Annotated in this window: 13 protein-coding genes and 2 pseudogenes; 5 read left to right on the top strand and 10 right to left on the bottom strand. The window is 56.7% G+C overall.

Features of this window, described 5'->3' with window-relative positions; translation table 11 throughout:
* The first annotated feature begins 58 nt into the window (after positions 1-58).
* Positions 59-536 (top strand): annotated as a pseudogene (locus MYY08_RS09910) (Hcp family type VI secretion system effector).
* 595 nt (positions 537-1,131) lie between these two features.
* Here MYY08_RS09910 and MYY08_RS09905 read toward each other — a convergent pair.
* Together MYY08_RS09905 and MYY08_RS09900 are read right to left on the bottom strand one after the other, a co-directional pair.
* Entirely contained in the window at positions 1,132-2,850 is a 1,719-nt protein-coding gene (locus MYY08_RS09905) for a penicillin-binding transpeptidase domain-containing protein (RefSeq protein WP_038624369.1), read from the bottom strand.
* Between the two features lie 183 nt (positions 2,851-3,033).
* Positions 3,034-5,310, bottom strand: coding sequence for a molybdopterin guanine dinucleotide-containing S/N-oxide reductase (locus tag MYY08_RS09900; RefSeq protein WP_084970513.1), 2,277 nt, complete (start codon positions 5,308-5,310; stop codon positions 3,034-3,036).
* Between the two features lie 182 nt (positions 5,311-5,492).
* Here MYY08_RS09900 and galR point away from each other — a divergent pair, with 182 nt between their 5' ends.
* Entirely contained in the window at positions 5,493-6,494 is a 1,002-nt protein-coding gene (galR, locus tag MYY08_RS09895; RefSeq protein ID WP_038624367.1) for an HTH-type transcriptional regulator GalR, read from the top strand.
* Between the two features lie 40 nt (positions 6,495-6,534).
* Positions 6,535-7,286, top strand: a pseudogene (locus MYY08_RS09890) (SDR family NAD(P)-dependent oxidoreductase).
* A 716-nt stretch (positions 7,287-8,002) separates the two neighbouring features.
* On the opposite strand, the gene MYY08_RS09880 reads toward MYY08_RS09890, so the two are convergent.
* The 5 genes from MYY08_RS09880 to MYY08_RS09860 all read right to left on the bottom strand — a co-directional run bounded on the left by MYY08_RS09880 (position 8,003) and on the right by MYY08_RS09860 (position 12,410).
* On the bottom strand, positions 8,003-8,470 hold the full coding sequence (locus MYY08_RS09880) for a GNAT family N-acetyltransferase (protein ID WP_038624365.1): 468 nt from the start codon (positions 8,468-8,470) through the stop codon (positions 8,003-8,005).
* Positions 8,467-9,240, bottom strand: coding sequence for an FCD domain-containing protein (locus tag MYY08_RS09875; protein WP_038624362.1), 774 nt, complete (start codon positions 9,238-9,240; stop codon positions 8,467-8,469). Before MYY08_RS09875 ends, MYY08_RS09880 begins: the two co-directional genes overlap by 4 nt.
* A gap of 70 nt (positions 9,241-9,310) precedes the next feature.
* Complete coding sequence (locus MYY08_RS09870; RefSeq protein ID WP_084970509.1) at positions 9,311-9,628, bottom strand: PTS sugar transporter subunit IIB; 318 nt, start codon at positions 9,626-9,628, stop codon at positions 9,311-9,313.
* 11 nt (positions 9,629-9,639) lie between these two features.
* Positions 9,640-11,067, bottom strand: a complete 1,428-nt coding sequence (locus MYY08_RS09865; RefSeq protein ID WP_038624358.1) for a glycoside hydrolase family 1 protein — start codon at positions 11,065-11,067, stop codon at positions 9,640-9,642.
* Positions 11,064-12,410, bottom strand: a complete 1,347-nt coding sequence (locus tag MYY08_RS09860; protein WP_288013974.1) for a PTS sugar transporter subunit IIC — start codon at positions 12,408-12,410, stop codon at positions 11,064-11,066. Before MYY08_RS09860 ends, MYY08_RS09865 begins: the two co-directional genes overlap by 4 nt.
* A 182-nt stretch (positions 12,411-12,592) precedes the next feature.
* Here MYY08_RS09860 and MYY08_RS09855 point away from each other — a divergent pair, with 182 nt between their 5' ends.
* On the top strand, positions 12,593-12,901 hold the full coding sequence (locus MYY08_RS09855) for a PTS lactose/cellobiose transporter subunit IIA (protein WP_038624355.1): 309 nt from the start codon (positions 12,593-12,595) through the stop codon (positions 12,899-12,901).
* A gap of 101 nt (positions 12,902-13,002) precedes the next feature.
* Here MYY08_RS09855 and lysA read toward each other — a convergent pair whose 3' ends face one another.
* Positions 13,003-14,253, bottom strand: coding sequence for a diaminopimelate decarboxylase (gene lysA / locus MYY08_RS09850; RefSeq protein ID WP_084970510.1), 1,251 nt, complete (start codon positions 14,251-14,253; stop codon positions 13,003-13,005).
* A gap of 113 nt (positions 14,254-14,366) precedes the next feature.
* On the opposite strand from lysA, the gene MYY08_RS09845 reads away from it, so the two are divergent.
* A complete protein-coding gene (locus MYY08_RS09845; protein WP_038624350.1) occupies positions 14,367-15,287 on the top strand; it encodes a LysR family transcriptional regulator in 921 nt (306 codons plus the stop codon).
* Between the two features lie 20 nt (positions 15,288-15,307).
* Here the strand turns inward: MYY08_RS09845 and fliB are convergent, their stop codons facing one another.
* Together fliB and MYY08_RS09835 are read right to left on the bottom strand one after the other, a co-directional pair.
* Entirely contained in the window at positions 15,308-16,525 is a 1,218-nt protein-coding gene (gene fliB / locus MYY08_RS09840) for a flagellin lysine-N-methylase (protein ID WP_288013973.1), read from the bottom strand.
* Positions 16,526-16,822: 297 nt separating this feature from the next.
* Entirely contained in the window at positions 16,823-17,986 is a 1,164-nt protein-coding gene (locus MYY08_RS09835; protein ID WP_038624346.1) for an MFS transporter, read from the bottom strand.
* Between the last annotated feature and the right edge of the window lie 242 nt (positions 17,987-18,228).

Here is an 18,228-nt window from a genome sequence, read left to right as displayed (position 1 = left end):
TATTAATTTCATAAAAAATAGCCGCATACCGCCTTCTCTTAATTAAAAGGCATTAATCATGGCGTTCCCCGCTTATTTATCGCTTAAAGTTGAGGGTGGCGCAGATATTAAAGGTTCCGTTGACGTATACAATCGGGAAGCAGCATTGAAGTGCTTAGTTTTATGCATGCCCTGAGCATCCCGACGGACAGCCATACGGGAAAGCTCACCGGCACACGCCTTCATAGCCCGCAGGCGTTTGAAAAGGAGTTCGACTCGTCCAGTCCTTATCTCTATAAAGCCGTTTCCAGCGGGCAGACGTTAAAAAGCGCGGAAATAAAATGGTATCGCATTAATCATGCCGGACAGGAGGAGGAGTATTTTAATATGCTGCTGGAAAACGTGAAGATCGTTTCGGTTTGCCCCATAATGCATAATATTAAGAGGTCACTAACCAGAATCATCTGGCGTCGGTCACGCTGCGCTATGAAAAAATCACCTGGAAATATTGCGACGGCAATATTCAGCATGCTGACAGCTGGAAAGAGCGAGCTTAAATCCCTGTCACCTGCCTTCACTGGACACACAGGGCGCGACGCGCCCTTTAGTTAAGGATGATAATCATGACATGGGTTTATGACGTAAGAAAATATGTTTGAAAAAGATGGCGTCTGGCAATTATCAGAATTAAAATTATTAAGTAAGGCCAAAGTTAGCGACAAGCTTGCTGAAGTTTAAGCCCGCCAAAGTTATCATTTCGAACCAACACATTTCTTTCCAGAAAGCAGGTACAAATAAATCTATACCGAGTCAAACGCGCAAAATTTAATAGTGCTATATACTTTTGTTAATCACCAGCATAAACACAACATAACCATCGTTTCACTTATTATGAACGATGACGAGCGCAGCGTTAGCTTCAATGGCTATATCATCGCTAAGCGCGGATTTTAATAATCGCTTCTCGTAACGGTTTCATCTCATAAAAAGCAGCGGCATTCAGGCAGACGACGCTGGGGCGGCGTAACGGTATATATCAACAGGCTGGCATTATCCTCAGTCCGTTCTGATAAATATAGCCATCTCACGAAGCGCTTATTTGCTTACCGTCAAGCGGAGGAGAAGATCTCCTCCCCCTCCGCTCATCCCGTTTTAATGCGCGCTGTTCACCAGCGCATCCGGGGCAATATTCATATGCTTCAGTACCGGTCCCATAATATTGCCGAAGATCGGCGCTGCGACTGAACCGCCGAAGTGATCGCCTGCGGTAGGATGGTTAATCATCACCACCAGCGCCACCTGCGGATTACTGGCTGGCGCCACGCCCGCCGTGTAGTTCACATAGCCGCCGTCATACTTGCCGCTGGGGCCCATCTTTTCCGCCGTACCGGTTTTAGTGGCCAGCCGGTAGCCGGGCACCGCCGCGCGGATGCCGGTGCCGCCTGGCAGCACGTCGCTTTCCAGCATATGCACCACGGTTTTCACCGTTTCCGGGTTGGCGACCTGCTTGCCGATAACCGGCGGCGTCACTTTGGTGATAGAGAGCGGACGGTAGACGCCGAAACTGCCCAGCGTGGCGTATTCACGCGCGATTTGCAGCGGCGTCACGCGCAGCCCGTAGCCAAACGAAAAGGTAGCGCGTTCGATATCCGCCCAGCGTTGACGATGCAGCGGAAAATAGCCGACGCTTTCACCCGTCAGACCCAGGCCGGTCGGTTTACCGAGGCCAAAAGCGTGATAGGTGTTCACCAGCGCCTCGGCGGGCATTGCCAGCGCGATATGCGAAACGCCGATGTCGCTCGATTTTTGCAGAATGCCGGTCATCGTCAGGCGCGGCCAGTGACCAACGTCACGAATCAGGTGGCCATTCACGCTGTAAGGCGTCGTATCCAGCACCGAATCGGGACGTACCAGCCCGCGTTCCAGCCCTTCCAGCACCACCAGCGGCTTCACCGTGGAGCCCGGTTCGAAACTGTCGTTGATCGCCACGTTGCGCATCTGCTCTGGCGAAACGTCAGAGTAGTTGTTGGGGTTGAAGGAAGGATAAGAGGCCATACCCAGTATTTCGCCGGTATCTACTTTAACCAGCACCGCCGCGCCGGAATCCGCCTTGTTCAGCAACACCCCATCGCGCAGCTTGCTGTAGAGCGTATACTGATCGAACTTATCGATACTGAGCTGCACGTTAGGCGGCTGCTTCGGCGGCTGATAGTCGATCATAGCGATAATATTGCCTTCGCGATCCTGGCGATATTTCTCCACGCCCGGCTGCCCCTGCAACACCTTATCGTAGCCCTTCTCCAGCCCATTCAGGCCGGTATTGTCAGCGCCGACCACGCCGATAAGCGGCGCGGCCGCTTCGCTCATTGGATAAAAGCGGCTGTCGTTATAGACCGTACTGATGCCTTTCAGATGCAGCTGGCTGATATCTTTGGCGATGCCCAGCTCCACCTTACGCCCAAGATAGAGAAAACGACGATGCGGATTCGCGGTGATCTGCTGCGCGATCTGCTCCGGCCGTTCGTTAAGCGCATTGGCGAGATATTCCCATTTGGCGCTGGTAAAAGCCGGGTTTGCCTCCAGCACGCGCTGCGGGTCGGCAACGATATCGCGCGAAGGGACGCTGAGCGCCAGCGTTTCGCCATTGCGATCCAGCAAGGTGCCGCGATTGGTGGGAATGGTGACCGTGCGCAGCGAGCGCTGATCCGCCTCATGTTCCAGCATAGGATGGTTAATAAGCTGTAGATCGGCGACGCGCGCCAGCAGAACGGCCATACATCCCAGTACGCCAAGACAAATCAGACGAAAACGAAACGGATTGAACGGTGCTTTAATCTGGTCTTTTCCAAGAAACTTCTGTATGCGGGGCATGGTCCATGACCTTAAGGCAGGCAAAAAAAACCTGCGCATCTGCGCAGGTTGGTGTAATCAATAAACTTGTTGATGTTCACCCATCAATACCTCTGGGACTTAAAATGTAGCAAGGGGCATTGACGGGCGGCTATCAATCATTCGCAACAGTTACCCGCAAAATGTAACCAGCTATGTGATTTATCAGCTATTTTGCAATGTTTGCCCGCGGCGTATCTCCACCAGGCAGGACATGGCGTTCGGTCCCTGGGTCAGCGACGAGGTGCCGATGTCGAGCGTCAGCACGTTCGGATTGCCGGCGCGGTCTCTGGGTTGCCATTCCTGACCAAAGCCGGGATCGAACCAGGCGCCGGTGGATGTCACCACCACGCCCGGCGTCAGGCCATCGTTCAGCTGTACGCCCGCCAGCATGCTGCCGCGTTCATTGAACACTTCGATTTCATCGCCGTGGCTGATGCCGCGCGCGGCGGCGTCCTGCGGATGCATCCACAGCGTTTCATGACCGGCGGTTTTATTGTTCTGCACGTTGGCCGTTGCATCCAGCTGACTGTGCAGGCGATCGGCGGGCTGCACCGAAAGCAGGTGCAGCGGAAATTTTTTGGCCTGCTCGCTGCCCAGCCACTCCTGCGGCGCGCGCCACTCAGGATGCCCCGCCATGTCTTCCAGCTGATAGTCAGCAATGGTCTGACAAAAGAGTTCGATCTTGCCGCTGCCGGTTTTAATTGGGTTAGCCTGCGCGTCGGCGCGGAAATCTTCCATAAAGACGTAGTCGCGCTCGCTGGCGGGCACATCGACATAGCCGCGCTGCCAAAATTCCTCAAACTCCGGCCAGTAAACGCCTTTGCGCTGTTGCGCGACGCCGCACTGCTGATAAAGATGCGCTATCCATGCCATTTCATCGCGGTTTTCGGTAAAGCGCTCGCGGTAACCGAGACGCTCCGCCAGATCGGCGAAGATGTCAAAATCATTACGCGCCTGATGCTGCGGCGCGATCGCCTGATGCATTGCGAAGACAAAGCGATCGCGTGAGGAGCCGCCGATGTCATTACGCTCCAGCGTGGTAGTGACCGGCAGCACGATATCCGCCATCTGCGCCGCTGGCGTCCAGACGATATCCTGCACGATCACCGTATCGGGTTTCTGCCAGCCCTCGACCAGGCGGTTAAGCTGCTGATGATGGTGGAACGGATTGCCGCCCGCCCAGTGCATCAGGTGAATATCGGGATAACGGTGGGTTTCGCCCTGGAAAGCGTAGCTTTCGCCGGGATGCAGCAGCATATCGCAGATGCGCGCCACCGGAATTGCCAGGCCTGAAGGATTGGGGCCGGTCGGCAGCAGCGGCGCGGGGGTATCAATGCGCGGATTGCCGACGCTGTTCATCGAGCCGTGACCAAAGGAAAAACCGGCGCCGGGCAAGCCTGGCTGTCCCAGCATCGCCGAAAGCGCGATCATCATCCAGTAGGGCTGTTCGCCGCGATGCGCGCGCTGCACCGCGTAAGAACAGGTAATAAAGCTGCGTTTGCCGATAAGCTGGCGCGCCAGTTCGGCGATGCGCTCCGCCGGGACGCCGGTAATGGCGCTGGCCCAGGCGGGCGTTTTCGCCACGCCGTCGCGCTCTCCCAACAGATAGGCGCGCAGCTGCGGATAGCCGACGCAGTGGCTGGCAAGAAAGGCGGTATCCGCCGCGCCGCGCCGTTCAATTTCATAGCCCAGCGCCAGCATCAGCGCCACGTCGGTATTGGGGCGAATGGCGATCCAGTCGGCGTTGAGGAAATCGGGGCAGTCGTCGCGCATCGGACTGACGTTGATAACGCGGGTACCTTTAGCCACAAGCTTTTCGAGCGCGGGCTTCAGCGTATGTTCGCCCGCGCCGCCGGAGGCGACCTGAGCGTTTTTGAGCGCCAGCCCGCCGAAGGCTAACACCACTTCCGCATGTTCAATTACGCTCGGCCAGTCGGTGACGCGTCCGGTAAGCGGCATCCAGGTGCCGATCACGTAGGGCAGGAAGAACTGCGCCGCACCCCAGCTGTAGTTGCCCATTTGATCCACCCCGCCGCCGCCGTTGAAGTAGAAGCGACGTACCAGGGTTCGGGCATGGTTGACGCGTCCGGCGGATGACCAGCCGTACGATCCGGTGAAGATGCCGCTGGCGCCGTAGCGATCGCGCACGCGGCGGTTTTCTTCCGCCACCAGATCAAGCGCGGTTTCCCAGTCGACGGCGACGAAATCTTCTCGTCCACGCAGGGTGCGATCGCTGTTTTCGCGCGCTTTTAGCCAGGAACGACGCACCATCGGTTGACGGATGCGCTTATCGGAATAGACCAGCTGCGGAATGCTTTGCAGCATAGGCGAGGGATTGCTGTCGGCAAAAAAGGGTTCGCAACCGATAAGATGGCCACGCTCCGTTACGGCGGTAAAGGCGCCCCAGTGGGCAAGATGCGGTACTTTTCTAAGGGTCATGGCGCAGGCAAGCATTGAGCAAAAGGACAGACTGGCATGTTAGCCTTTCCTGAATGTAAATGAAAAGTGCAATATTCAGCGCGCTTTGCGACAGGGCTGGCATTCTGTCTGGTTGAAGTTGCAGGGGTTTTCCGTAACACTTTCATTATGTGTAAACGTTTACCCCGGAAGGTGTTCTATTCATGGCTACGATAAAGGATGTCGCCAAACTGGCGGGCGTTTCTGTCGCCACCGTTTCACGCGTTATCAATAACTCGCCTAAAGCCAGCGACGCGTCACGTCAGGCGGTTTTTAGCGCCATGGAGGAGTTGCAGTATCACCCCAACGCTAACGCGCGCGCGCTGGCGCAGCAGTCGACGGAGACGCTTGGTCTGGTGGTGGGCGACGTTTCCGACCCCTTTTTTGGCGCGATGGTGAAGGCGGTGGATGAAATCGCCTGGCAGACAGGCAATTTTCTGCTGATCGGCAACGGCTATCATAATGAGGAGAAGGAGCGCCTGGCGATTGAGCAACTGATGCGTCATCGCTGTGCGGCGCTGGTGGTGCATGCCAAGAAGATTCCGGACGAGGAGCTGGAAAAGCTGATGCAGCAGATGCCGGGAATGGTGTTGATTAATCGCTCATTACCCGCGTTTCAGCAGCGCTGCATCGCGCTGGATGACCGCTACGGCGCCTGGCTTGCAACGCGTCATTTGATTCAGCAGGGACACGATCAGATCGCTTTTATCTGCTCTACCCACACGATTTCCGATGCCGAAGAACGTTTGCAGGGTTATTACGATGCGCTGCGCGAGCACAGTCTGCCCTGCAATGACCGGCTGGTGGCGTTTGGCGAGCCGGATGAGGTAGGTGGCGAGCAGGCGATGACGGAGCTGTTGGGACGTGGGAAAAATTTCACCGCGGTGGCCTGTTATAACGATTCGATGGCGGCGGGCGCATTGGCGGTGCTGAGCGATAACGGCATTCGCGTGCCGGAGGAGATGTCGCTCATCGGCTTTGATGATGTGCTGGTATCGCGCTATGTACGACCGCGTTTGACCACGGTGCGTTATCCCATCGTGACGATGGCGCAGCAGGCGGCGGAGCTGGCATTGGCACTGGCGAATAATCAACCTTTGCCGGAAGTAACCAATACGTTTAACCCTACGCTGGTGCGCAGGCATTCGGTCAGTTCGCCGGGTTAAACAACGCCTGACGAGCCAGGCATAATGATGAGATCAGGGAATGATAAAAAAATTTGCAAACAAAGTCGCCATAGTGACAGGCGCCGGTTCAGGTATAGGTGCGTCGATCGCACACCAGCTGGGCGCAAAAGGTGCCAGCGTTGTCGTGGCGGACCGGAATGAAGCGAACGCAGCCAGGGTAGCAATGGAAATTGTCCAGAACGGAGGCATCGCCGTTCCGGTTTATCAGGATGTAAGCGATGCACGATCGGTGGAGGCATCCGTCGCTTTCACGCTGGAGCAGTTTGGCGCTCTGCATCTTGCCGTTAACAACGCCGGTATCGGAGGCGGCAACTCGCCGCTGGCTAATTACAGCCTGGACGACTGGCATAATGTCATTGCCGTTAACCTTAATGGCGTATTTTACAGTATGAAATATCAGTTACCGGCGCTGCTGCGTTCGGGCGGCGGCTCGATTGTCAACGTGGCATCGATTCTCGGTACTGTCAGCCGTGCCAATTTTCAGGTTATGTCGCTGCCAAACATGGCGTCATCGGGTTGACCAGGACGGCGGCGCTGGAATATGCCGCACAAGGCGTGCGCATTAACGCCATCGGGCCAGGTTATATCGATACGCCTCTGCTATCGCCGCTGACAAAGTTGCAGTATCACAGGCTGGTGGGAGAGCATCCTGTAGGGCGACTGGGTCGTCCTGAGGAAGTGGCGTCGCTGGCGCTGTTTCTGCTGTCGGATGACGCCTCGTTTATTACCGGCAGTTTTCAACTGGTCGATGGCGGCTATACGGCACAATAGTTTTTATCGCAGCGCCAGGTGAGGACCATTATTTGCCAGCATGAGTCATTCCTGAATGGGCAGTATCGCTGACGAATTAACTGTTGCCGGTCGCGAGAGGGGCTTCCAGTATCGCTGACGAATTAACTGTTGCCGGTCGCGAGAGGAGCTTCCAGTATCGCTGACGAGTTAACTGTTGCCGGCCGTGAGAGGAGCTTCCAGTATCGTTGACGAGTTAACTGTTGCCGGTCGCGAGAGGGGCTGGCAGTTCGGCGGGACGGCATAAACCCGTCCCTGGGGCCTCCGCCCGCGCCTTCCCTGGCGCGGGAGGCCCGCCTCTTCTGCCAGCCCCTCTCCCTCCCCCAACGCCTCCGCTACCGTGACTTAACCAATAGCGCGAAGTTTGCAAAGAAAGTGAGGCAGCGACAAATAAACACCAAAGTGAGTGAGACGGCGGAACACAAACACTGAAGTCAGTGAGGCGGCGGCAAATAAACACCGAAGTCAGTGAGGCGGCGACAAATAAACACCAAAGTGAGTGAGACGGCGGTAAATAAACACTGAAGTCAGTGAGGCGGTGGGCTGGCGCGTAGTAAAGCCGCCGCGTCAGGGATGACGCGGCGGAGTCTCCAGGGATGGATTGACGACGTCTTTACGCAGCGCCAGCCCTCCGCCGAACGGAAGCAGGCTACCAAAAACTCAGCCCCGCCGCCGAACAGCAACAGACCACCGACAACTCAGTCCCTGCGCAGCGCCTTATGGTAAAGACGCACCACCGTATCGGGGTAATCCAGCGCGTCGCCAATATAACGCCAGCCGAAACGTTCGTAATAGTTAGCGCATAATGCGTACAGATAAAGATTGTTAAAGCCGCGAGCGCGACACCACGCCTCGGCATATTCCTGTAACGCGGCGCTTAAACCGCTGCCGCGCGCGCTTTCATCTACGTACAGCGCCGCCAGCCACGGAAAAAGATCCTGCCGACTGATTAGATCGCAACGCCAGACGCCTACCGTACCGACTGGACGATCGCCCTCCAGCGCCACAAACGTCTGCGGGAAATCGGCCCCGCGCAGGCTGCTCTCCACCACGCTGGCGAAAAATGCCTGGCTCTGCGCGTCGCCAAAAGCGCGCCACAACCACGTCACTAACAGCGGCTGATGCTGCGGCACCTCGCTCAGCGGCACAATGCGCCAGCGACTCATACCAGTTTCCCCTGAAAAATCGGTACAGATTCAAATAGATAACCGTCAAAATCGGGCGCGTCGGCGTCCGACAGCTCCATCAATGTGTTCTTCACATTCTCCAGATGCTGCCACATCCCCTGCCAGGCGCCCATCACATCGCGTCGCCGCAGCGCCGCCAAAATCGTTTGATGATCGCTCAACCACTTCAGCCGATAGCTGCGCGTTTCAATATGCGCGCGCAGCTGCTGCCACAGCGGATTGTTTTCATGATGCCGCCAGATGCTTTTCACCGTATCCATCAGCATCTGATTCTGCGTCGCGCCCGCCAGCAGCAGATGAAACAGCCGGTCATTGTCCTGAGTGGTATCGTTCAGCGCAATCGCGCGCTGCTCCTGCTCCAGCGTGCGGCGCAAATTTTCAATATCCGCCTTGGTCGCCATGCGCGCGGCAAACGCGGCGATATTGCTCTCCAGCAGCTGACGCGCCTGCAACATCTCGAACGGGCCGACGTCGCTGCGGAAAAAGGCCTCCTCCTCGTCGCTGGCTTCGCTGGGAATACGCATCACGTAAACGCCGGAACCCTGACGGATATCCACCGTGCCCTCCAGCTCCAGCATCAGCAGCGCCTCGCGGACAATCGTGCGACTCACGCCCCAGGTCTCGGCCAGATTGCGCTCCGGCGGCAGACGCGAACCGACAGGATAAAGCCCCGCCACAATCTTCTGACGTAAATGCTCGCCAATCTCCTGATACTGCTTTCTCTCTTGCGGCGATGCGCCCTTATCCACTTGTTTACCCTTTACACACGTTGACGACCGCTGCCCGCGCCGCCGTGCAATGACGGACGACGATATCCCGCTAGTTTATCAAAGCCAGCGCCTGATCGAGTACTTTTGCGCCGTTTAGCGTGCCGTAAGCCAGCGAATCGATCACCGCGATCGGGATCTGCTCGCCGTCGGTCAGCTTCTTATTCTCCGCCAGCTTAAAGCGCACCTGCGGCCCCAACAGCACCACTGCGATCTCGCCCGGATAATTTTGCAGCTCTTCCCGCAGATTCTGTTCAGGAATAGCGTAAATCTGATAGCTGAGGCCGCGCGCCGCCGCCTCTTTTTCCATGCGCGTCACCACCATCGAGGTGGACATGCCCGCAGCGCAGGCGAGAACAATACGTTTCACGTTGGCACTCCTTATTTTGCTTCATCATTCAGCGTCAGGGTAAGCTGACGACTGTCTCGTAGCTGACGATACCAGCGCGCCGACTTCTTCATCCGCCGCTGGCGCCGGTTCTCTAAATCGATCTCAACCAGGCCGTAACGATTTTTAAACGCATTCATCGGGGAAACGTTATCGGTAAACGACCACAGCATATAACCCTGACAGTTAATCCCCGCCTCGCGCGCGCGCAGCGCCTCATACAGATGTTCGGCGATAAAGTCGATGCGGTAATCGTCCTGAATCTCGCCCGATGCGTCCCTGAACTGCGCTTCGTTTTCAATTCCCATGCCGTTTTCCGCGATAAACCAGGGAAAATTGCCATACTCGTCGCGCATTCTTTGCGCCATCGACGCCACGATGCGCGGCGCGATCTCCCAGCCGCGCGAGCGGTTCATGCGGCGTCCCGGCAGCTCAAAAGGTTCGTAGTAATAAGCGGGATGGAAAGGCGTTTCCGGGTGCCAGGCGCGGGACGGCGCCTTCACCCGATGCGGATAATAGAGATTCAGCCCCACTTCATCGACGCGGTTCTCGGCGATCAGCGCCAGATCCGCCGCGCTGTAGCGCCACTGCACCTGATGCTGCGCCAGCAGCTGTAACAGCGCCGCCGGATACTCGCCCTTGATAGCCGGATCGAGAAACACCCGGTTGTAGAACAGATCGTAGATCTCCGCCGCCCGGCGATCGTGCGGCGCGTCAGAGCGCGGCCAGGTCACCTCTGGATTTAAAATCGTGCCGACGCTGCCCGCATAGCCGCGATCGCGGAATAGCCTGACGACGCGCGCGGTCGCCAGATTTTTATGGTGATTCCACTGCATCCAGGTCGAGGTGCTCTGGTGATAAGGCCAGCGCAGCGCATCCAGATAGACGCGGGTTTGCACTACAATCGGCTCGTTAAACACGAACCAGCGCCTGACCTTGCCGGCGTAGCGCGCAAATACCTTCTCCGCGTAGCGCAGGAACAGATCAACCACCACGGACGAACCCCAGCCGCCATACTTTTCCAGCAGCGCCGTCGGCAGCTCGTAATGCTCCAGACACAGCATCGGTTCGATATCGTTGGCGCGCATCTCATCCAGCAACGCGTCGTAATAGCGCGCGTAATCTTCATCCACCTCGGCGGTTTCATAATCCAGCAGGAAACGCGACCAGTTGATCGAGGTGCGATAATGCGTCAGCCCGCTGGCTTTCATCAGCGCCACATCCTCCCGGTAGCGGTTGATAAAATCGGTCGCCACTGCCGGGCCGTAGCCGTTATGCCACACCTGGCGATCCTGCTGATACCAGGCGTCGAGATAAGAATCCTGCCCCGTCTTCTTGCCGTGCCAGCCTTCGGTTTGCCAGGCGGAGGCCGCCGCGCCAAGGATAAAATCGGGCGGAATCGCGATGGTGACGTTGCTCATGACGGCTCCTTAAGGCTGGCCAGCTCCGGCTGCATCGCTTTCGCTTCGGCGGCCTCGGCGCGGCGCGCGGCGATTTTCACAAACGGCAGATAGATCAGCACCGACACCATGATGCAGACCAGCTGCGTCACCACCGCGCCCATCGAACCGGCGGTCGACAGCCAGGCGTTGATAATCGGCGGCGTAGTCCAGGGCACCATCACCACCGCCTTGCCGGCAAAGCCGGTGAGCGTGGCGAAATAGCCGATAGTGCCGGTCACCAGCGGCGTAATAATGAAAGGAATAGCAAGGATCGGATTAAGCATGATCGGCATGCCGAAGATTACCGGCTCGTTGATATTGAACAGCCCCGGCCCGAAAGAGAGCTTGGCGATTTCCCGCATCTCTTTACGTTTGGTCGCCAGCATCACCGCCGTCAACAGCCCGATGGTTAGTCCCGATCCGCCAATGCTCATATAGACATCCCAGAACGGCATGGTAATGATGTTCGGCACCTCTTTGCCCTGCTCGAAAGCACTCATATTCACCAGAATCGCTCCCAACAGCAGTGGCTCGCGGATCGGCTTGATCATCTGGTTACCGTGAATGCCGATCACCCAGAACAGCTGCGCTACGAACATCAGCAGCAGAATGCCCCACAGACTTTGCACCACCGATTCCAGCGGCTGCTGCACCACGCGATAAACCGCGTCGTAAAGGTACATTCCGCTCGCCTGATGGAACACAAAGCCGAAAGTGGCGATCGCGGATACGGTGATGATCGCCGGGATCAGCGCGGAAAACGAGGCGGAGACGTTCGGCGGCACGGTATCGGGCATTTTGATTTTCAGCCGCTCGACGTTCTCCAGCCGACAGTAGATCTCTACCGAAAGAATGGCGATAAACATGCCAAGAAACAGGCTTTTGGTGTCGGAAAACTGCTTCGCCAGCACGTCGGTCACCAGATGCATCTGCCCGTCGACCATCATTTGCAGCGTGGTCGGCGTCACCGAAATAAAGCAGATGATCGCCAGCAGGCCGGGAAACAGCGTTTTAATGCCGTTGATGCGTCCCAGCTCAATGCCGATAAGAAAGACCGCGCCGATATTGAGGAAGCTTAGCGTGGCGTAGTTAATACTGGTGGTGATGGGCTTGAGATCGGCGAGGAAAGCGAGCGCGGGAAAACTGGCGAGGCCGTTTTTCGCATCCAACACCATATTGGAAATCAATACTGAAAAGGCGCCGACGATAATTACCGGCATCAGCGTAATGAAAGAGGCTTTAATCGCCATAATGTAACGGTAGCTGTTAAAGCGCGTGGCGAAGCTTCCCAGAGCGTCAATCAATCGATCCTGTAGAGACATAAGCAGATACCTCAGGGTAAGTGAGTATGCGTCCCGCTGTCGTAACCCTACCTTTCCCTGATATGGCATACCAAAATTAACTTAATGACGCTTTTTTTCTGTGAGCGTCAACGCAGTTCGCTTATTTGGTATTCCAATATGATGATTAACCCAAATCCGGTATACCAATAACAGAGGTGAGTATGGATTTTGAACAGACCGTCATGGAGTTGCTGATTAACGCAGGCGAAGCCCGCTCCCATGCGATGAGCGCGATCCAGCTGGCGCGCAAGCGTCAGTGGCAGGAAGCGGATGCGGCGCTGGCCGCTTCGGCGGAGGCGTCGAAGGCGGCGCATCATATCCAGACGCAGCTTATCGGCGCAGATGAAGGAGAAGGGAAACTGCGAGTGACGCTGATCCTGGTGCATGCCCAGGATCATCTGATGAACGCCATGCTGTGCCGGGATCTGGCGGAAGAGATCGTGTTGCTGCGCAAAGAGCTGCTGGCCTGACGTACAGCGAGGCGGCGCCATCGCTGAGTCAGGCAGGTAAAAGGTGCGGGATTTACTCTCAGACGCTCCGCGGCCGCGCTGGCCGCCGAGCGATATTGATGTTACATCTCCAGCGCCAACAGCTCCTGGATCGTCTGCTGACGACGAATTTCATGCGCCTCGCCGCCGTCGAACAGCACTTCCGGGATCAGCGGACGGCTGTTGTAGTTTGAGGACATCGAGGCGCCGTAGGCGCCGGTATCATGAAACACCAGATAGTCGCCCGGCGTCACGGCGGGAAGCTGACGGGTTTCCACCTTACCACCTTCCAGCTGGGTAAAGACGTCGCCCGATTCGCACAGCGGCCCCGCCACCACCGTTTCGCGCAGCTCGCGCGATGCGGCGTCCTTATCGGCGGCCAGCAGTGAAATATGGTGATAGCTGCCATACATAGCCGGACGCATCAAATCGCTAAAGCCTGCGTCCACCAGCGCAAAATGGCGGCTGCCCATGTTTTTTACCGCGCGCACCTGCGCCACCAGCACGCCCGCCTCCGCCGCTAAAAAGCGGCCCGGTTCGATCTCCAGCTTTACCGGATGGCCCAGATGCGCGGCGATGCGTTCGCGGGCGCGGTGCCAGAGGCTGTAATAGTGCTGCGTATCGATCGCTTCTTCGCCGTAGCGATAGGGAACAGAAAGCCCGCCGCCAGCGGAGATAGCCTGAATATCCTGATCCAGCGCGATCGCCTGGCTGACCATCGCCTCGCAGACCTGTTCCAGATGCGCGTAATCCACGCCCGATCCGATATGCATATGGATGCCCACCAGCGTCAGGCCATGCTGCTGAATCGCCTGGAGCGCCTGCGGCAGATCGTCATGCCAGATGCCGTGCTTGCTGTTCTCGCCGCCGGTGTTGGTTTTCTGGCTGTGGCCGTGGCCGAAGCCGGGGTTGACGCGTAGCCAGACCGGATGGCCCTTCGAGCGCGCGCCGAGCTGATGCAGCATATCCACCGAACCGGCGTTGACCGGAATACGCAGCTCCGCCACGCGCGCCAGCGTCGGTTCGTCCAGCAGATCGGCGGTGAAAACGATCTCGTCGCCGCCCGCCTTAAAGCCCGCGGCCAGCGCCCGCTCAATCTCGCCCAGCGATACCGAATCGACCTTTACGCCCGCCTCACGCATCAGCCGCAGAATATGAATATTGGAGCAGGCTTTCTGTGCGAAGCGCACCACGTCGAACTGCCGCAGCTGCGCGATGCGATCGCGGATAATGTCGGCATCGTAGGCCCAGAACGGCCCGGTGTAGCGTTGGGTCAGCGTTAACAGGTTAGCGGCATTCAGGGCGCTGTCGGAATTATTTAGCGGACGTGGCATCGGGATTCTCCTTAAACTTTCCCCCCTATTACGCCATAGCGCCTTTTTGCTGAAAAATATCTGTTTCTGCGGAGGCTATGCAAATATGATATGGATTTTACAGGGAGGCGGCGATGGCGAACGTGACTCATCGACATATCGAAATCTTTCACGCGGTGATGACCAGCGGCAACCTGACCGCCGCCGCTGAGCTGCTGCATACCTCGCAGCCCACCGTCAGCCGCGAGCTGGCGCGCTTTGAGAAGGTCATTGGCCTGCGCCTGTTCGAGCGGGTGCGCGGACGGCTGCATCCCACCGTACAGGGGCTGCGGCTGTTTGAAGAGGTGCAACGCTCCTGGTACGGTCTCGACCGCATTATCAGCGCGGCGGAGGGGCTGCGGCAGTTTCGCCAGGGCGAGCTTTCCATCGCCTGCCTGCCGGTTTTCTCGCAGTCGCTGCTGCCGCCGCTCTGTCAGCCGTTTCTGCAACGCTATCCCGATCTCAGCCTGAATATTATTCCGCAGGAGTCGCCGCTGCTGGAAGAGTGGCTCTCCGCGCAGCGCCACGATCTGGGCCTGACCGAAACCCACGTCACGCCCGCCGGCACCGAGCGCATTGAACTGCTGACGTTAAACGAGGTTTGCGTACTGCCCGCACAGCATCCGCTGGCGGCGCGACGGGTGCTGACGCCGCAGGATTTCGCCGGGGAGAGCTACATCAGCCTTTCGCGTTCCGACAGCTATCGTCAGCTGCTCGACGCGCTGTTCCATGAACAGGGCGTACAGCGCAGGATGGTGATGGAAACGCACAGCGCGGCGTCAGTCTGCGCGATGGTGCGCGCGGGAGTGGGCATTTCAGTGGTGAATCCGCTGACGGCGCTTGATTATGCCGCCAGCGGCGTAGTGATACGACGTTTCAGCGTCGAAGTGCCCTTTACCGTCAGCCTGATTCGACCGCTGCATCGTCCGGCTTCCGCGCTGGTGAACGCCTTCAGCCAGCATCTGCAGAAAGAGGCCGCGCAGTTTCGCATCAAGCTTAACGCCCAGCTTGATTAAAAGCGCGGATCGGGCTGTTGTCACCCTAACAGCAGCAGGCAGGATAAGTCATCGCCACCGTTTATTTTATTAATGGCCTGATCAAGTTTATCCTTCATATGCAAAGTGTGATTGATATATTGATGATAATCCGCAATCAGCTGCATCACATCTTCCTGTTTGATCTCCTGTTGCAGCGATTTTATCAAAAATGAAAGCTTCAGGAAAAAGTAATCCATCACGATACGGTAATAAATTCGCATTATTTGAGAGATATCCCTGCCGGGAAAACAGCTTGTATAAAGCTGGTAGTGTAAATAGTTGCGAAGCACATGCGGCTCCGCCAGGCATGAAGTGGCGCGAAGCTGCCGCCATTGATGATTAATGCCTGCGAACTTCTCATTAACGTTGATAACTTCAGCATTTTCAGGCACGCCCAGATAGCTAAAAATAGAAGCGCCGACGTCCCGCAGCGCGCTGTTACGCACCGTGCCCTGTATATTGCCGCTAAAAATCGCCATAATGGCGCGTATCTTCAGCTGAAGCGCCTCTTTTTTGCCGCTGTTGTCCATTGTCAGTTGGCCTTCACGCAGCGCCACGACTAAACTTTCATAAAACGCTTCGATCTCAGAAAGCTGGCCAGCCACATCGAAATTGATACGCTGCAAATATAAAATAAACTGAGCTAACGCCAGCAAATTGGCCTCTATATCATTGCTTTCCGCATTGATAAGGCAGCAAGCAAATAGATGAATAAGCTGATCTTTCTGGGCAAGCGTCTGGCCTGAAGAGGTGAAAGATTTGGCGGATGAAGCAATAAGGTTTATTTCTTCATGCTGTAACATACTGTCCCGATCGAACAGCACCAGTCGTGCAACTTCGGGGCAGGATAAAGTCATGTTATGGCGTAACTGATCGCCCCATGCATCCTTTAAACGGGGATAAGTCGCACAAACGGTAGAAAGCGATTCGCCGCCCATTTTTTGATGTATTTTACAGAGCTTGTCTTTAGTAAAAAAGGGACATCTTTTATTTTCATCAAACTGAATAACGGAGTGTTTTCCCTTTCCCTGACGGGTTAACTTCAGTTTATTTCTGGCAATATCTCTTATTTCGCTATCGGATGAGTTGATATATTTGGTATATGTTCTTTTATCTATAAAAATATTCCATCCATAACAACAATCGTTTAAGCACTCCGCCCCCGTACATCTAAATTTCTTATAAAAGTTCGGGGTAATTACTTTACGGATTTTCATCGGGCATCGCTCATCGTTAAATCAGGTAAGGTAACATATTGTGATCGCAACCCTAACGGTTTATAAGCGAACACTTTAGCGCGTAATTAGCGTGACGCATTCAGATAATCCTTCCCTCATTACCGGCGACGTCGGTAACGGTTCTGGCAGATCTTTATTAAGCCTCTGATTTGGGAAACATCGGGGTAAGTGAGCAGATGACGCGTATGGCGTGGCGCCGCAGCGGCAAGGAATGGGAATAAGGACGTTGCTGATTCGCTGGCGGCACAGTGATGCCGCCAGCGCTTTTGCACAGGGTTAAGCGCGCGCCGTCTGCGTCTGTCCGCCCGCGCGGCGGAAAGTCATCAGGCAGACAATCAGCCCCAGCACGGCCAGCACGGCGGCGGCCACCGGCACCGAGGTCAGGCCGTAACCGCCGTCGATTACCGCCCCGCCAACCCAGGCGCCCAGCGCATTGCCGACGTTAAACGCGGAAATGTTCAGGGTCGAGACCAGATTCGGCGCCTCTTTACCGTGGCGCACTACGTTGATTTGCAGGCCGGGGACGGTGGCGAAAGTGGCCATCGCCCACAGGAACAGGGTAATTTCCGCCAGCCAGAGGCCGTGGCTGGTCCAGCTAAAGGCGAGCGAAAACAGCGCGATCAGCGCAAAACTGAGAATCAGGCTGAACGACACTTTCCAGTCCGCCAGCTTGCCGCCGATGATATTGCCCACTGTCAGCCCTGCGCCGATCAGGAACAGCGTCCAACTGACGCCGCGATTGCTGATGCCGGTGACCTGCAGCAGCAGCGGCGCGATATAGCTGAACAGCGCGAACATCGCCGCCGCGAAGCAGACAGTCATCAGCAGCGACAGCCAGAGCTTGCCGTTCGCCAGCGCGCTGATTTCGCTGGCGAGATGTACCGGCTTTTCATCTTTGTTGGTCGGCAGGCTGACGATCAGGGCGATAAACGCCAGCACGCCAATTACCGCCACGCCCCAGAAGGTAGCGCGCCAGCCGAACAGCTGGCCGAACCAGGTGCCGAGCGGCACGCCCAGCACGTTAGCCAGCGTCAGGCCAGTAAACATCAGCGCGACGGCGGAGGCCTGGCGGTTAGGCGCCACCAGGCTGGCAGCCACCACCGAACCGATGCCGAAGAACGCGCCGTGACAGAGCGCGGTCACAACGCGCGCCAGCATCAGCAGATTGTAGCTGTAGGCCAGGGCGCACAGCACGTTGCCGATAATAAAGATCGACATCAGTAGGATCAGCGTGCGTTTACGCGGCAGGCGCGCGGTCAGCAGCGCCATTACCGGCGCGCCGATCGCCACGCCCAGCGCATAGCCGCTGATCAGCCAGCCGGCGGAAGGAATAGAAACGCGCAGGTCGCCCGCCACCTCCGGCAGTAATCCCATAATAACGAACTCGGTGGTGCCGATTGCAAACGCACTCAGCGCCAGAGCCAGTAATGAAACAGGCATAACACTCTCCCAAAAAAACGATGATTGCAGACTCCAGGCAGGCCGCTGTCAGGCAGCGGTTCAGACGACGCGTTGTGGTGATGCCTTGAATGTTTTGCGTCGCGGCGGCTATTAAAACACAGTGTTATCACAACAAACACCCTGGCTACGACAAGGGAATATTGCGTCTGGCGCAACAATCCACCGCGATCTCTCGCTGCGCCATCGGGATTTCTTTCAGGAGGATAAACAGAGCGGCAAAA

This window comes from Mixta sp. (assembly GCF_024610815.1).
GTDB lineage: Bacteria > Pseudomonadota > Gammaproteobacteria > Enterobacterales > Enterobacteriaceae > Mixta > Mixta calida.
Note: the sequence above shows the minus strand (reverse complement) of the source record. Positions and strands in the feature narration are given on the sequence as shown.

Excerpts from the sequence above, each read along its gene's own strand:
- MYY08_RS09880 (WP_038624365.1), bottom strand. The coding sequence starts at position 8,470 with ATGAGTCGCTGGCGCATTGTGCCGCTGAGCGAGGTGCCGCAGCATCAG.
- MYY08_RS09855 (WP_038624355.1), top strand. The coding sequence starts at position 12,593 with ATGGATTTTGAACAGACCGTCATGGAGTTGCTGATTAACGCAGGCGAA.
- lysA (WP_084970510.1), bottom strand. The coding sequence starts at position 14,253 with ATGCCACGTCCGCTAAATAATTCCGACAGCGCCCTGAATGCCGCTAAC.
- MYY08_RS09900 (WP_084970513.1), bottom strand. The coding sequence starts at position 5,310 with ATGACCCTTAGAAAAGTACCGCATCTTGCCCACTGGGGCGCCTTTACC.
- galR (WP_038624367.1), top strand. The coding sequence starts at position 5,493 with ATGGCTACGATAAAGGATGTCGCCAAACTGGCGGGCGTTTCTGTCGCC.
- MYY08_RS09835 (WP_038624346.1), bottom strand. The coding sequence starts at position 17,986 with ATGCCTGTTTCATTACTGGCTCTGGCGCTGAGTGCGTTTGCAATCGGC.
- MYY08_RS09845 (WP_038624350.1), top strand. The coding sequence starts at position 14,367 with ATGGCGAACGTGACTCATCGACATATCGAAATCTTTCACGCGGTGATG.
- MYY08_RS09905 (WP_038624369.1), bottom strand. The coding sequence starts at position 2,850 with ATGCCCCGCATACAGAAGTTTCTTGGAAAAGACCAGATTAAAGCACCG.
- MYY08_RS09865 (WP_038624358.1), bottom strand. The coding sequence starts at position 11,067 with ATGAGCAACGTCACCATCGCGATTCCGCCCGATTTTATCCTTGGCGCG.
- fliB (WP_288013973.1), bottom strand. The coding sequence starts at position 16,525 with ATGAAAATCCGTAAAGTAATTACCCCGAACTTTTATAAGAAATTTAGA.
- MYY08_RS09860 (WP_288013974.1), bottom strand. The coding sequence starts at position 12,410 with ATGTCTCTACAGGATCGATTGATTGACGCTCTGGGAAGCTTCGCCACG.